Annotated in this window: 14 protein-coding genes; 4 read left to right on the forward strand and 10 right to left on the reverse strand. The window is 61.3% G+C overall.

All coding sequences use genetic code 11. From position 1 onward, the window contains the following. The first annotated feature begins 12 nt into the window (after window positions 1-12). A complete protein-coding gene (locus M1D88_RS08420) occupies window positions 13-705 on the forward strand; it encodes a YigZ family protein (RefSeq protein WP_458114066.1) in 693 nt (230 codons plus the stop codon). 155 nt (window positions 706-860) lie between these two features. Here the strand turns inward: M1D88_RS08420 and rpsA are convergent, their stop codons facing one another. The 6 genes from rpsA to polA form a co-directional block, all read right to left on the reverse strand. After that, window positions 861-2,342 (reverse strand): 30S ribosomal protein S1, encoded by a 1,482-nt coding sequence (gene rpsA, locus M1D88_RS08425; RefSeq protein ID WP_309106871.1) that lies wholly within the window; start codon window positions 2,340-2,342, stop codon window positions 861-863. A gap of 153 nt (window positions 2,343-2,495) precedes the next feature. Continuing rightward, window positions 2,496-3,245 (reverse strand): benzoate/H(+) symporter BenE family transporter, encoded by a 750-nt coding sequence (locus tag M1D88_RS08430; RefSeq protein WP_458114473.1) that lies wholly within the window; start codon window positions 3,243-3,245, stop codon window positions 2,496-2,498. After that, window positions 3,133-3,489, reverse strand: a complete 357-nt coding sequence (locus tag M1D88_RS08435) for a hypothetical protein (RefSeq protein ID WP_458114067.1) — start codon at window positions 3,487-3,489, stop codon at window positions 3,133-3,135. The genes M1D88_RS08430 and M1D88_RS08435 overlap by 113 nt, the downstream gene beginning before the upstream one ends. Before the next feature lie 39 nt (window positions 3,490-3,528). Then, on the reverse strand, window positions 3,529-3,651 hold the full coding sequence (locus tag M1D88_RS08440; protein WP_458114068.1) for a hypothetical protein: 123 nt from the start codon (window positions 3,649-3,651) through the stop codon (window positions 3,529-3,531). 64 nt (window positions 3,652-3,715) lie between these two features. Beyond that, on the reverse strand, window positions 3,716-5,005 hold the full coding sequence (locus M1D88_RS08445; RefSeq protein WP_458114069.1) for a GNAT family N-acetyltransferase: 1,290 nt from the start codon (window positions 5,003-5,005) through the stop codon (window positions 3,716-3,718). Between the two features lie 83 nt (window positions 5,006-5,088). Then, window positions 5,089-7,731, reverse strand: a complete 2,643-nt coding sequence (gene polA, locus M1D88_RS08450; RefSeq protein ID WP_458114474.1) for a DNA polymerase I — start codon at window positions 7,729-7,731, stop codon at window positions 5,089-5,091. A gap of 244 nt (window positions 7,732-7,975) precedes the next feature. Here polA and M1D88_RS08455 point away from each other — a divergent pair, with 244 nt between their 5' ends. Next, window positions 7,976-8,440, forward strand: coding sequence for a hotdog fold thioesterase (locus M1D88_RS08455; protein WP_458114070.1), 465 nt, complete (start codon window positions 7,976-7,978; stop codon window positions 8,438-8,440). Here M1D88_RS08455 and M1D88_RS08460 read toward each other — a convergent pair whose 3' ends face one another. The 3 genes from M1D88_RS08460 to M1D88_RS08470 form a co-directional block, all read right to left on the reverse strand. Continuing rightward, complete coding sequence (locus tag M1D88_RS08460) at window positions 8,441-8,983, reverse strand: dihydrofolate reductase family protein (protein ID WP_458114071.1); 543 nt, start codon at window positions 8,981-8,983, stop codon at window positions 8,441-8,443. 77 nt (window positions 8,984-9,060) lie between these two features. Then, window positions 9,061-9,282 (reverse strand): hypothetical protein, encoded by a 222-nt coding sequence (locus tag M1D88_RS08465; protein ID WP_458114072.1) that lies wholly within the window; start codon window positions 9,280-9,282, stop codon window positions 9,061-9,063. Beyond that, window positions 9,279-10,490 carry an anion permease gene (locus M1D88_RS08470; protein ID WP_458114073.1) on the reverse strand — a complete coding sequence of 404 codons (1,212 nt, stop codon included), beginning with the start codon at window positions 10,488-10,490 and terminating at the stop codon, window positions 9,279-9,281. The genes M1D88_RS08465 and M1D88_RS08470 overlap by 4 nt, the downstream gene beginning before the upstream one ends. 238 nt (window positions 10,491-10,728) lie before the next feature. Here M1D88_RS08470 and M1D88_RS08475 point away from each other — a divergent pair, with 238 nt between their 5' ends. Next, window positions 10,729-11,184, forward strand: a complete 456-nt coding sequence (locus M1D88_RS08475) for a CHRD domain-containing protein (protein WP_458114074.1) — start codon at window positions 10,729-10,731, stop codon at window positions 11,182-11,184. A 172-nt stretch (window positions 11,185-11,356) separates the two neighbouring features. Here the strand turns inward: M1D88_RS08475 and M1D88_RS08480 are convergent, their stop codons facing one another. Then, complete coding sequence (locus tag M1D88_RS08480; RefSeq protein ID WP_458114075.1) at window positions 11,357-12,697, reverse strand: erythromycin esterase family protein; 1,341 nt, start codon at window positions 12,695-12,697, stop codon at window positions 11,357-11,359. Window positions 12,698-12,848: 151 nt separating this feature from the next. Here M1D88_RS08480 and M1D88_RS08485 point away from each other — a divergent pair, with 151 nt between their 5' ends. Then, window positions 12,849-14,480 (forward strand): LuxR C-terminal-related transcriptional regulator, encoded by a 1,632-nt coding sequence (locus M1D88_RS08485; RefSeq protein ID WP_458114076.1) that lies wholly within the window; start codon window positions 12,849-12,851, stop codon window positions 14,478-14,480. Window positions 14,481-14,506: the final 26 nt, after the last annotated feature.

A 14,506-nucleotide genomic window follows, 5' to 3' on the forward strand; every position in this document is an offset into this window, starting at 1 on the left:
TAAACTGATGCGGTGCTGAACGACGCTGATCCGGTGGAAGGCAGGGCAACGTCCTATGCAACGCTGCCGGAAGGACGTGATTTCCGCTCCGAGCTTGAAATCCGCCGCTCCCGGTTCATCACTGTTCTTCGCCGTACGGACACTGAGGACGCCGCCCGCTCCCTCATCACAGAACTCCGCAAGGAGTTCCACGATGCACGGCACCACTGCTCAGCCTTCGTGCTGGGCGCCGATCGCACCGTCCAGCGCTCCAATGACGACGGCGAGCCCTCCGGATCCGCCGGCATCCCCATGCTCGAGGCATTGCTGAAACGGGAGACCGCACCAGGAGGTACAGGCCTAAGCGACGTAACCGCCGTCGTCGTCCGTTATTTCGGCGGTATCCTCCTGGGGACGGGCGGATTGGTCCGCGCCTATTCGGACTCGGTCGCCACGGCCTTGGACAAGGCTCCGCTCGTGCAACGCCGAAGGCTGAGGCTTTGCAGCGTTGCCGTGGCTCATGCCCAGGCCGGCCGATTGGAAAATGAACTCCGCAACAGCGGCTATCTCCTGGCACAGACCCGCTATGAGGCCTCCGCGGCTGTTCTGACACTGGCCCTGGAGGATGATCCCCAGGCGCTGTCTGAAGCAGCAGACCGCATCGCCACCCTCACGTCCGGCGCAGCCACCCTGGTTCGCGGCGGCACAGAGTGGGTCGATGGATAACCACAGATACTCAGCTCCCTGAAGGAAAGCATTCGGGCCAGATCGCCTGATCCGTAACTCCAAGCGTTTAACGAAAGGTGGCCGCCCCCCAACGGGGACGGCCACCTTTCGTTTGCTGGATCAGCTCACTCTCGTGTGCCGGTCAGCGGGACAGACTAGTTGCCGGTGAGCTTTTCGCGCAGTGCTGCGAGAGCCTCATCCGAAGCAAGGGTGCCGGCGTTGTTGTTGTTCTCGGCGGCAGCCGGCTCGGAGGAGTAGCTCGTGGTGCCTGAGTCACTGTCACCGGACGTTGCAGCTGCAGCGTCGTCAGCAGCGTGCTGGGCAACCTGCTTCTTGTGGGCTTCCCAGCGGGTCTGGGCGTCAGCGTACTGCTGCTCCCAGGCTGCGCGCTGGTTCTCGTAGCCTTCAAGCCACTCGTTGGACTCCGGGTCGAAGCCCTCCGGGTACTTGTAGTTGCCCTCTTCGTCGTACTCAGCGGCCATGCCGTAGAGAGCCGGGTCGAATTCGGTGCTCTCGGCGTCAACGCCCTCGTTAGCCTGCTTGAGGGAGAGGGAGATGCGGCGGCGCTCGAGGTCGATGTCGATGACCTTGACGAACAGCTCGTCACCAACGGAGACAACCTGCTCAGCCAGTTCAACGTGGCGGACTGCGAGCTCGGAGATGTGGACCAGGCCTTCGATGCCGTCTTCGACGCGAACGAACGCACCGAACGGAACCAGCTTGGTGACCTTACCCGGCACAACCTGCCCAAGGGCGTGCGTGCGGGCGAAGGTCTGCCACGGGTCTTCCTGCGTAGCCTTGAGCGACAGGGAAACACGCTCGCGGTCCAGGTCGACCTCGAGAACCTCGACGGTGACTTCCTGGCCAACTTCGACAACCTCGGACGGGTGGTCGATGTGCTTCCAGGACAGCTCGGAAACGTGAACGAGGCCGTCTACGCCACCAAGGTCCACGAATGCACCGAAGTTGACGATGGAGGAAACGACGCCGGGACGGACCTGGCCCTTTTCCAGCTTGTTGAGGAACGTGGAGCGGACCTCGGACTGGGTCTGCTCGAGCCATGCACGGCGGGAAAGCACAACGTTGTTGCGGTTCTTGTCCAGCTCGATGATCTTGGCTTCGATCTGCTGACCGATGTACGGAGCAAGGTCGCGCACACGGCGCATCTCGACGAGGGACGCCGGCAGGAAGCCGCGCAGACCGATGTCGAGGATAAGACCACCCTTGACAACCTCGATGACGGTACCGGTGACGACACCGTCTTCTTCCTTGACCTTCTCGATGTCGCCCCAGGCGCGCTCGTACTGAGCACGCTTCTTGGAGAGGATCAGGCGGCCTTCTTTGTCTTCCTTGGTGAGCACCAGGGCTTCGACCTGATCGCCAACGGAGACGACGTCTCCGGGATCAACATCGTGCTTGATGGACAGCTCGCGGGAGGGGATGACACCTTCGGTCTTGTAACCGATGTCGAGCAGAACTTCGTCGCGGTCGACCTTGACGACGGTACCTTCGACGAGGTCTCCGTCATTGAAGTACTTGATGGTGGCGTCGACTGCTGCGAGGAAGTCCTCAGCGGTACCGATGTCGTTAATCGCGACTACGGGGGTACCGGGCTTCTCGGTGGAGGTGATGGTCATGTAGTAGGGGCTCCGTTGTGGATAGTTAGTCGGTCAGGCAAACCGCCAGGCACACGTTATGGAACGCACGACTGGAAAACGGCAGAACACGCGGAACTGCCGGGTCATCCTGATTTTGTGGATTCTAGATACGTGCACGTAGTACACGCCCGTTTATTCTAGTCGTACCCGCCAAGCGGGGTCAAAAGGGGCGGCTATCAGGACTTGCGCTCCGGCGCTTGCTCGCGAAGGGCTCTGACGCCTTCCCCTTCCAATGCCCAGGACACTGCAACGCCGAAGACCAACGACCAGAAACCCAATTACTGCCAACCCGGCGATTCCTACCAGCAGTTCCAACGGCAGGACCACCCTGGCGGCGGCTGCGAAGCCTGCAAGAGGTGTCATCGCCAGGAAGATGACATACGTCAGGATGACGGCTCTGTAGCGGTATCGGTGAGGACCGGCGTCGGGCCCGGCGACAATTGCCGTGGCCGGAAGCGAAAGAGAAAGTCCTGAAGGGCCCAGGAAGGATGCCGATATAGTTCCGATCCCGCTGACGTAGTCCATTGTTCGAACGGGAGGACTGTAGAGCTGGTTCTGCAGGAAGACCAGGGAGGGAACGTTGGACTGAAGGACAATGAGAACCACCATGACCGGAGTGGCCGTTAAGACTGCGTCCCAGGTAAACACCGGCAGCGTTAGGGCCGGTAGGGGCTGGAAAGTGTCTCCTCCGGCGTGCGCGAATCGGCCCAACGCCACTGCAGCAGTAATCCCCACCACCATTGCAAGAAAAACTGACGGAACCCGGCTGTCAAGATACTTTCTGCCCAGGAGGTAAGCAAGGAATGCCAGGCCAATCACCACGGGTTCGGATCCCATGACAGTGAAAACGTCGGCAACAAATGGGAGGGTGGAACCGGCCAGGAGACCGACCACGATTGGCTCGGGGGATGAGGCGTGCCAGCTTGTCTGCGAGCCCCAGGGCCGTGATAGCCACCACTGCAACTCCCGCAACCATTGAAGCCCAGGCGAGTTCCGCGAACGGAAGCCGGCCTTGAAGGGAGACGATGAAAATGAGGACGAAGATGTTCCCCGTCAGGAGGAGCGGCTGTCTGAACCGCAGACACAGAACCAGGCCGACTAAGCATGGCAACGTATAGATGGTCATGACCCAAGCAGTCAGCTGCCTGCGTGACAGGTCCAGTTGTTAAGCGCCGGACAACGGAATGGCAACGAGCGAAGTAGCCAGGGTGACCATGGCCAGACTCGTGCCCAAGGAGGGAGACCACTCCCGGAACCAGTGCGATCCGCCGTCGGAACTCTGACGCATGCCTCACCATACGCCCCTGCTGCGATCCAACGGAATCGCTCCGGGGCGCACGGTGGTACCGGATTTAGAAGTGCGTCATGCAGTGCGCCGAGCGTTCAACAGCAAACATCTGCCGCGCCTTGAGCGCTGCCCCTGGGGTGTTCTCCCCGATTCTCCCCGCCGCGGTAAGGGTCACCGGGCAAACGGCTCCCAGATAGATGGAACCCAGCTCGGCGACGTCCAGGGTGAGGTCCGGTGCCTGGTCTGCCGAGGCGTTGGTGAGGCCGGCTTCCCCATCACGAACCTCCAGGCGGTAGGTGCCCGAGGCGAAACCCAAGGTGTCCGAGATCTTGAGAGTGAGCGTGCCGTCAGCCGAGTAGCGGCGGGCCGTGAGCGCGCCCGCGACGTCGAGGATGCGAAGCCAGAGCATATCCCGGTGGTCTGAAGACTCAATGCACCGCGGATCCTCAAGTGCCCAGCCCAGGGGGTCGTCCACCGGCGCCTCCTCCCAGCTGATGCGCTGGATGAGGTCGATGGTGCCCAGGAATTTCCACAAATCCAGGTAGGCGGCGTCGGAAGCTGCCACCAGGTCCACAATGTTCACGGTGTAGGGCTTTGTCTCCCACCCGGAAAACTTGTACGAGACGTAGCCGTCGATCTCGCCGTCGGAGTTGTAATGGAGAGCGCACCTGATCCCCGGGTCTTCGGCACCATCATGCCCGTAAGCTCCGGAAACCCGCTGGCGGTAACCTTCCTGGCGCACGATCGAGCCAGGCGTAAGATGATGGGCGTCCGCGAACACCCGTGGCGCAACATCGAGCAGCACCTTTCGATCCGCGATCTCCACGGTTCCTGCTGGCAAGTGCCGCAATTGGAACCTGGGGCCGGTATCCACCTTGATGCTCCGTTCGAACGTAGCCACACCGTATCCAAAGCGCCCATAGATCGACCCCTCAGAGGCAGTCAGGGCCGCCATGGCCAGCCCTTCCGACTTCGCAGCAGTCAGGTCCTCCGTCATCATCCGGCGCAAGAGCCCGCGACGGCGGTGAGTGCCCCGAACCGTAACCGCGGTCACCAGGCGCGTGGCCAACTGCCTGCCGTAGCCGGTGTTCAGCGTCTTCAAGAGCGTCCCGAACGTCGCCACCGGGATGTCAGCTGCCAGGGAATGGACCGGAACGGAACCTGTTTGGTAAACACCAGTCAGCTCGCGGTCGTCCGTCCGGTACATGGAAATGATCTTGTCCACGAACTCCGCACTGCGCCGGTTATCGTGGAATCCGTCCTCAACTGCGCGCATCCAGTCAGTGCTTTTTGAATAGTCAGGAGAGTCCTTTTCGGCTGCCCGGAATCGCCTTACTTCATAGTTCTCTACCACGTGATTCTCCCCAAGTTCGGTTACCGGCCAGCGCACGATCGACGCGCGCCGGCCCTCTAAAATGCCTGCTGTTGGTTTTTGACTCAGTGCCCGGCTTCGTACCAGCTGGAACCCACGCCAATCTGTACGTCCAAGGGAACAGTCAGCTGGGCCGCTGCACCCATCTGCTCTGTCACGAGCTTCTCCACCGCAGCCCGTTCGCCGTTTGCTACCTCCAGGACGAGCTCATCATGGACCTGCAACAGCATCCGTGACTTCAGCCCCTGGGCCTCGAGTTCGTACTGCACTCCGAGCATTGCCCGCTTGATGATGTCCGCGGCCGATCCCTGGATGGGCGAGTTCAGTGCGATGCGCTCCGCATTCTCGCGAAGCTGGCGGTCTGTGCTGGTCAGGTCCGGGAGGTAGCGGCGCCGTCCTTCGATGGTAGCTGTATAGCCGTCGACCCTGGCTTGGTCCACCACTCCGCGAAGGTAGTCGCGCACGGCGCCGAAGCGGTCGAAATAATCCTTCATAAGCGTCCGCGCCTCATCGACGGAAATCTCCAGCTGTTTGGAGAGCCCGAAGGACGTCAGCCCGTAGGCCAGTCCGTAAGACATGGCCTTGACCTTTGAACGCATGGCACTGGTGACTTCTTCGGTAGGGACATGGAAAATGTTGGAGCCGACAAACCGGTGCAGGTCTTCCCCTTCCTTGTATGCCTGAATGAGGCCAGCGTCCCCGGAGAGGTGCGCCATGATTCGCATCTCGATCTGCGAGTAATCGGCGGAGAGCAGGCAGTCATAGCCGTCGCTGACCACGAAGATGCCCCGGACCCGTCGGCCTTCCTCGCTGCGGATGGGGATGTTCTGCAGGTTGGGGTTGTTCGACGAGATCCGGCCCGTAGCTGCAACGTTCTGCGCGTAGGTGGTATGGATCCGGCCGTCGTCCGTGACGGATTTCTTGAGAGATTCCAGCATCTGGCGCAGTTTCGAGGACTCGCGGTGGGCCATGAGCTGAACCAGGAACTCGTGCCCCGTCTTCTCCAGCAGGTTCTTGAGCGACGCCGCATCGGTGGTGTAACCGGACTTGATCTTCTTGGTCTTCGGCAGCTGGAGTTCCTCGAACAGGACAGTCTGGAGCTGCTTCGGCGATCCAAGGTTCACCTCATGCCCGATCGCTGCGAAGGCCAGCTCCTGGGCGTTGTCAATCACTTTGGAGAGATCGGCCAGCTGCTCGTCAAGGCGCGGCATGTCGATGGCAATTCCAGCCAGTTCCATATCGGCAAGGACCCGGCTGACGGGCAGCTCCAGGGTGGTGAGCAGGTCCTCGGCCTTGCGTTCCTTGAGTTCGGATTCAAAGTGCCGGCTCAGCGCCTGCACCACAGCGGCTGCCTGGACCAGGGCACCGGAAGCGGCGGCGTCGTCGCCGTCGAACGACAGCTCAAGCTGGCCCGCCTTGGCGGTCTCGGGCGAGATGCTGATGTTGAGGTGGTGCTGGGCCAGTTCGGAGAGCTCATAGGTGCGGCGGTCCGGCTGGATGAGGTAGCCGGAAATTGATGTGTCATCCACCACCCCTTCCAGGCCCAGGCCACGGCTGGACAATGCCTTCAACGCCGCCTTGTAGCCATGCATGACCTTCGGTGCTTGCTCGTCCCGCAGCCAATCCGCCAAGACGTTTTCGGCTGCAGCATCCTGGGCGGCGAGGTCGATATAGACGGCGGCGTCGTCACGGACGATGGCCAGCGCGGCGGCGTCCTCGCCGATCCTGCCGGGCACCAGGTCGACGGCGACGGCGGACCGCTTGCCTGCGCCTGCAGCCAGGAACGCACTCAGCTCCGTTGCACTGGAGGGGGTGATGAAGTCAGGCGTGTCGATGTTCTCGCGCTCAGCGGATTCCAATTCGTCGCTGCTGTAGAGGGCAAAGAGCCGGGTGCGGATGGTCTTGAATTCAAGGTCGTCGAACAGTTGCTCGAGTGCGGCCTCGTTCGGGCGCGGTTCCGCGAGATCGTCCAATGTGAGCGGGAGATCAAGGTCTGTGTGGAGCCTGTTCAGCCGCCGGTTGCGTTTGACGGCCTCCACGTTTTCGCGGAGCGCGTCCCCTACCTTGCCGCCGATGGCGTCGACGTTTTCGAGGACCCCCTCGAGTCCGCCGTAGAGGTTAATCCATTTGGCTGCCGTCTTGGGGCCAACTCCCGGGATGCCTGGGAGGTTGTCCGCGGACTCCCCCACTAATGCGGCCAGGTCCGAGTACTGCGGGGGCGTCACAAAGTACTTCTCCTGAATTGCGGCAGTGTCCAGCCGGGGAATGTCGCTGACGCCCTTCCTGGGGTAAAGCACAAAAACGTTGTCGGTGATGAGCTGAAATGCGTCACGGTCACCTGTCACCAGGAGCACCTCGTAACCGGCCTTTTCGCCCATCGCGGCGAGTGTTGCCAAAATGTCGTCAGCTTCATAACCCGGCATTTTGATGGTCTTGATGCCCCACGCCTGCATGACCTTGTCGATGAGGTCGATCTGGCCGCTCATCTCGCTGGGAGTTTCATTGCGGCCGCCCTTGTACTCGCTGTACTCGGCCTTACGGTGGGTGGTCTCATCCGATACGTCGAAGGCCACGGCGACGTGGGTGGGCTTCTGTTCCTTGATCAGGTTGATAAGCATGGACGTGAATCCATGAATGGCATTGGTGTGCTGCCCGTTTGCCGTGGAGAACTTGTCCGCCGGCAAGGCGAAGAAAGCCCGGAAGGCCATCGAGTGCCCGTCCAGGACCAGGAGGCGCGGTTGATCGGTAATAGGAATCACAGGGGCTTCCGTGGCCGAAACAGAACGATCACCGGGCGGCGGGATCTTCACGTCCTGCAAGGCAGCGTCAGTGGGCAGGGCTGCGTCAGCAGGGGCGTTGGCCTTCAGGGCAGCATCGTCCTGAAGGTCAGCGGTTTCGAACGGGAAGGGGGCCGGTTTGGTAGTTTCACTCACAGGTGCCAGCCTAGTTGGCATGATGGACAATTTCACGCCCCACCGGTTTGCGGACGAACTGACCTCAGCCGGAATCCCCGAGGAACTGCATGATTGGCTCGGCGGCTACGGAATCGGTGCCTTGGTGGTCAAGATGGGCATCCGCTTTCTCGAGATGAGTCCGGCACGCACCGTGGCCACGATGCCCGTGGAAGGCAACACACAAGTGGCGGGTATCCTGCACGGCGGGGCCCACGTTGTCCTCGCCGAGACCCTGGGATCCTTCGCGGCAGGAATGCATGCAGGTCCCGGGAGGCAGGCGCTTGGAATCGAGGTCGGCGCTACCCATCACCGGTCCACCTCCGCGGGTACGGTGACGGGAACCTGTACCGCCATTCACCTGGGCCGCACGCTCACCACCCACGAGATCGTCATGACTGACGAGCAGGGCCGGAGGTTGTCGACTGCGCGAATCACCAACCTCATACGTGATATCGACGGCTGATCAGGGATTTAGCCGGTACCGCAACTCCACTACGCCGCGCCCCAGTGCCGCTGAGGAAACCAGTTCCAAGGGTGGCGTGGGCTTCCGCAGCGGCAGGAGCGGCTTGCCATCGCCAAGAATTAAGGGGATGACCGAAACAATCAGTTCATCCAACAGGCCGGCATCGGCAAATTGCGCTGCGAGGTTACCTCCGCCCACCACCCACACGTTCTTGCCATCGGCATCTGCCTTCAGATCGCCGACAAACGTCCTGACGTCGCCGTGGGCAAAGGTAATATCAGCGTCTTTGGGAACCGTGCCCTCATGATGGGTGAAAATCCAACAAGGTGTGGTGGGATAAGGCCAGTTGCCGGGCTCGTGCTCCAGCAGCCACCGGTAGGTCTCCCCTCCCATGACGATGCAGCCGACGCCCTCCATGAAGGAGTCATAGCTCTCCTTCCCGCCTTCGAAACCGTCGAATTGCAGGAGCCAGGAAAGGTCGTCGTCGGGAGTTGCGATAAAGCCGTCAAGGGAGGCGCCGACGTAATACTGGAGACTCGACATGGCCCCAGCCTAATCACTTCAGGTCCGGGTTCAAATACTGCGTTCGAACCTCTTGGCGCCGGACCGGCAGGTTAAAGCTACTTGCTGAAATACGGAATGATCAGGTATAGCCCAAAGAGGACTGCCAGGCCGCAGAGTCCGAAACAGATGTAGGCCAGAGGCTGAACCCACCGGGGGGCCTCGGGAGTAACATCTCCGGCTATGGCTGTCAGCCGGACTCCAAGGGAGTACAGTCCCACAATTGTCACCGCCGCAACCAGGGTGGCTCCGCCCACCATCAAAAGCTCCAACCACTTCATTTCTGGCCGCCATTCTTCTTGTTCGCCCGTGCTGCCGCTGCCGCCTTCGTCTTTTGGAACCTGACGGCGTGTCCGGCTTCTTCAACCTCGACGGCGTTGTGGTGGCCGACGTGGGATTTGCGGGATTCGAAGTACATCAGCAGCACTGAGGCAAATCCTGCGGCACCAGCGATGACGACGCCGACCATGCCGGTGCTGACCAGCCAGGCCGTCAGAGCACCCATGATGCCGGCAGCCGGGAGGGTGAACAGCCAACCGATGGCGATCCGCCCCGCCGTCGCCCACCTCACCGAGGTTCCTTTGCGGCCAAGCCCTGAACCGATGACTGAACCCGAAGCCACCTGCGTGGTGGACAGGGCGAACCCCAGATGGGATGACGCAAGAATGGCTGAGGCCGTGCTGGTTTCAGCGGCGAACCCCTGCGCGGGCTTAACATCAGTCAGCCCAGAACCCATTGTCCTAATGATCCGCCAGCCGCCGGCGTAGGTGCCGATTGCAATAGCGAAGGCACAGGCAGCAATGACCCAGAACTGCGGCCCGGAACCCGTGGGCTGGGTTCCTGCGGCGATCAGCACCAAGGTGATGATGCCCATAGTCTTCTGCGCATCGTTGGTTCCGTGGGCGAGTGCCACCAGGCTGGAAGTGAAGATCTGCCCTGTGCGGAAGCCGCCGCGCTTCTGCGTCAGTTTGTCCCCTGTTTCGGGATCGTGCCTGGAGGTCAGCGCATAGGCCAGGCGGGTACAGACGTAAGCCACAGCGCCCGCAATGACCGGGGCAAAAATCGCCGGAAGGATCACTTTTTGCATCAGGGATTCAAAGTTGATCGAGTGCAACCCGATGCCGGCAATCGCGGCGCCGATGAGGCCGCCGAAGAGGGCGTGTGAGGAACTGGACGGCAGGCCTTTGAGCCAGGTGATCATGTTCCAGAGAATGGCTCCCATGAGCCCGGCAAAGATGATCTCCGGAGTGATCTGAATGCCTTCGGAGCCTTCCCGGATAATTCCTCCCGAAACAGTCTTGGCCACTTCCGTGGAGAGGAACGCGCCCACGAGGTTCAAAACGGCTGCCAGTGCCACTGCCGTTTTGGGTTTGATGGCCCCTGTGGCGATCGGCGTAGCCATGGCATTGGCTGTGTCGTGAAAGCCGTTGGTGAAGTCGAAAAATAGTGCCAGCGCTATAACCAGCGCCACCATGAAGGTGATATCCACCTGTTGCCCAATCTGCAGAGTCGACGGTCAGCAGTTCCACTCCCCGTTGCCCAAAGCCGAACAGCACAGTTCACGGGGAGTTCACCGGGGTATGTACGGTTCAGCAAGCAGGCTTGAAACCCTATAGATCGTACGCGTCAACAGCATCACGACAAAACATAGGCGGTGAAGCCATTGTGCGCTGCTTCCCAGCGGGCGTACCGTGACGTTGCTGGGGCTAATCGAAGGAGAAACGATCATGCTAAACGCTCACTCGACCAGGTTCCGTGCCATGGCCGTTTTGGCTGCCGTAACTGCCCTTGCCACTGCCAACGTTGGCGCTGCAACAGCGGCGCCTTTTGGTGATGGAGCCGCCATTCCACTGAATGTTGGACAAGAGACCCCCGCTCCGAACTCCCGTGCCCATGGATTCTTCAGTTATGAGATCGTCAATGGGGAATTTTGCTACCGGTTGCGTGTTCAGAACCTGTCGGCCGATGTGTCCGCAGCACACATTCACATCGCACCGCGCAATATGGCCGGTCCCGTGGTCATTCCGCTCGAAGTGGGCAAGGGGACGTCCTGGAACCAGAACGATTGCACTCTTGTGGATTCAACGCTCTTGGCCGCAATTGAGGCCAACCCGCGGGACTACTACGTGAACGTCCATACAATAGCCGTCCCAAGCGGGGAGATCCGCGGACAGCTGAAGTAGTTCCGGACGCCCACAACCACACCGCGCTTGCCCCGGCACAAATTCCCGGGGAACCACCACTGCCGGACAGTCCGACGCCGATACGATCTGGAGTGCCCGGTCAGTTAGCGGACCGCCGTCGGGCCACTGTCGCGTATGGGAAGCTTAAGGGCAGCATTCGGCCTCCAAGCGGTTAGAAGCCGCTGGGCTCAGTTTCGAATTCAGGCCCGACGGGTGGACCCTCATGGTGGAGCGGGCGCAGTGCCCCCGTACGTTCCAGCCAAATAAGAGCGTCATACCGGCCGCCCATCACGGTCGGAACATAATTGGCCTGCTCGCTTTCCGGACTGTAGACGACGCCTATGGCCCGGTGGCCAAGGCTCCGGGACAACCATGGTCCGGGACGGTTCCTGCCGAATTCCAGGATGGCAGGCACACCCAGGCAATGGTGAAGCAGATATTCATGACTTCCTGTCCGTGCCTCGGGCACTCTGACAACCTGTTCGCGGGACCCCCAGTCATCGGCGGCAACCACGGTACCGCCGTAGCCGGCGAACCCGACCAGCAGCACCCGGTCCGCCCCGTACCGCTCCCGGATCAACTGGCCAACGTTCACCAGTCCGTTACGTGCCATATCGGTGGCCCTGGCATCCCCGATGTGAGAGTTATGCTCCCAAATGATCCCCTTCGACGGCGGACCCAAGTGCTGACGGACGCGCTCAATGGTGTCTGCCATGTGGCGGTCGCGGATGTTCCACGAGTCGCGGCTGCCGTTGACCATGGTGCGGTAGTAGTGCTCGGCGTTTGCCGCCACTTCGGCGTTCTGCAAGGCGTCAAAAGCGTCGTCGTGGTCCATGGCGGCGAGCGCACGCTTCCGTACTTCCTCCAGTAGCGCGACAACGTCGGTTTCGCAGGTTTCCGGAACCAGCCGTGTCTTCCACGCATATTCATGCGGATCCTCATGATGCGGCTGAAAACAATGCCAGGCGCGTTTGGCTGCGGGCACAGCTTCCGGAGCATGAAGTTCCAACCAGCCGATGGTCTCACGCAGCGAGTCCCACAGTGAATAGACATCGAGACCGTAGAAACCGACACGTTCAGGCAGCGGACGTTCCATGTTCCAGCCGCGAAGCCAGTCCAGGAACCCGGCCACTTCCTCATTGGCCCACATCCACGTAGGCCACCTTTCAAAGCGTGCCAGCAAGGCGTGCACTCCGACGTCGAGCCCGCTTTGCCCCTTGACCCACCGGTTGATCCGCCAGCAGTCCGGCCAGTCACCTTCGACGCCTATCCAGTTGTAGCCCTGCTCCTCGATCAGCCGGATGCTCAGGCGTGACCGCCATGTGTAGTACTCATGTGTTCCATGTGACGCTTCACCAATGGCCACGAGCTCACACCCTGCAGAGCGCCGGACCAGGCCGTCGAGGTCGCGCAGCCCAGCGAGAGGGCGGGCAAGCGCAAGGATCTCCGCCGTAACTGCTGGGTTGACAGTGACGTCGGTCATCTTGGATCCCCTGTTTTGGCTGTCTTCCATGACGTTCTCCGCTTGCCCTTCTCACTCCAGCTTCCCGCCACTGCGGCCCTCCGTAAAGGGCCCAAGGTCATCGGAGTTGAGGTTCATTGGTTCTCTTTCCCGCTCATCGGGCGAGCAGTACTCTGGAGGAACCATCCGGAAGCCCACTGACATGACCGAAGTTACGGACCTGATTTCCAGCGCGCGAGCCGCCTTTGTCCGCAAGGACTGGGATACCGCCCGCCGCGATCTGCTCGCTGCCCGAAGCAGTTCCGAACTGGAGACTCCGGAGCTGGAAGTCCTCGCCGAATCCGGCTGGTGGCTGGGAATAGTGCCGGAGTCGCTTGCCCACTGGGAGCATGTCTACCGACGCCTGAGTGGAACCGGAGATCACTCTGCTGCTGCGATGAAAGCCATTGAATTGTCCCTGCAGTGGGCAACCCGGGGAGACATCGTTGTGGCTTCCGGGTGGATGAACCGTGCCAGGCGCTTGGTGCAGCAAAATCAGGAAACAGCGGAGTATGGATACCTTCTGTATTTGGAATGCTCCCAGTCCATAGACCTGGAGGAAGATCCCGGCCCGGCTTGGGAGGCAGCCGAGGTGCTGGACCACCTCGCCGAGTTGTTGGACGACCCCACTCTGGCCTCCTTCGCCCGTGTGCTGAACGGGCTGGCCCTCGTTCGCGGAGGACAGACGGAGTCGGGCTTCAAGGAGCTGGACGAGGCCATGCTTTCTGTTCTGGCGGGCGACATGTCCCCCATCTGGGCAGGAGACATCTACTGCACGGTTGTGCATCTGTGCCATATTCTTGGCGACCTTTCCCGAATGCGCGCTTGGAACAGCGCTTTGGACCGCTGGACCGCCGGACTATCTGCCACGTTTATCTATGCCGGAGTCACCAGGATTCACCACCTTCAGTTGATCAGCGCGGAAGGCGACTGGGACACCGTGGAACGGGAGATAGGTCCCCGCAGTGACCAACTCGTGGATGCGCACGGCTGGATGGCCGGCGCTGGCTATTACGAACTGGGCGAAGTCAGGCGCCTCAGGGGAAATGTCCAGGGCGCGCTCGCTGCCTATGCCGATGCAAGAAATGTAGGCGTCGACCCGCAACCCGGAGAGGCACTGCTTCATGACTCCGCCGGCGAACACGACCTCGCGCTCAATCAGCTGAGGGCAGCGATCGGTGAAAGCGGCCCGCTGGAACGGGCACGCCTGCTGCTGCCGGCCGTGGAACTCGCGCTTGCCCAGGACCGCCGGGCGCTGGCGGATACTTGGTCTGACGACCTCCAACGCGTCGCAGCCAAGTACGCTTCGCCGGGAATCCAGGCCTCGGCCCGGCATGCCCGCGGCGCTGTGCTTCTCGCCACAGGCCGGGCAGCTGAGGCGGTTCCCCACTTGGATTCGGCTGCCCGGACTTACCGGGAACAGCGTTTCCGCTACAGCACCGCAAAGATCCACGAACTGTTGGCGGAATGCCGGCGGCAGTTGGACCAACCTGATGCTGCCGACGCTGAACTTGCTACTGCTTTGGCGATCTACCGGCAGCTTGGGGCCATCCAAGACGTCGACCGCGTCGAAGGTGGACCCGCACCGGGCGGACTGACGGCACGTGAAAGCGAAGTCCTCTCGCTGGTCTGCGGCGGGGCCAGCAACCGGCAAGTCGCCCACACGCTGGTCATCAGCGAGAAAACGGTGGGGCGGCACCTGGCCAATATTTTCACCAAGATCGGTGTGGAAAGCCGGACCGCGGCGGCCGCTTGGGCAAGTGAACACAGCCTCCCGCGTCGGATGCCGCGCTGATCAAATCCTGATGACCTGGTCAAGCT

The sequence above is a fragment of the Arthrobacter sp. R1-13 genome (genome assembly GCF_054161475.1).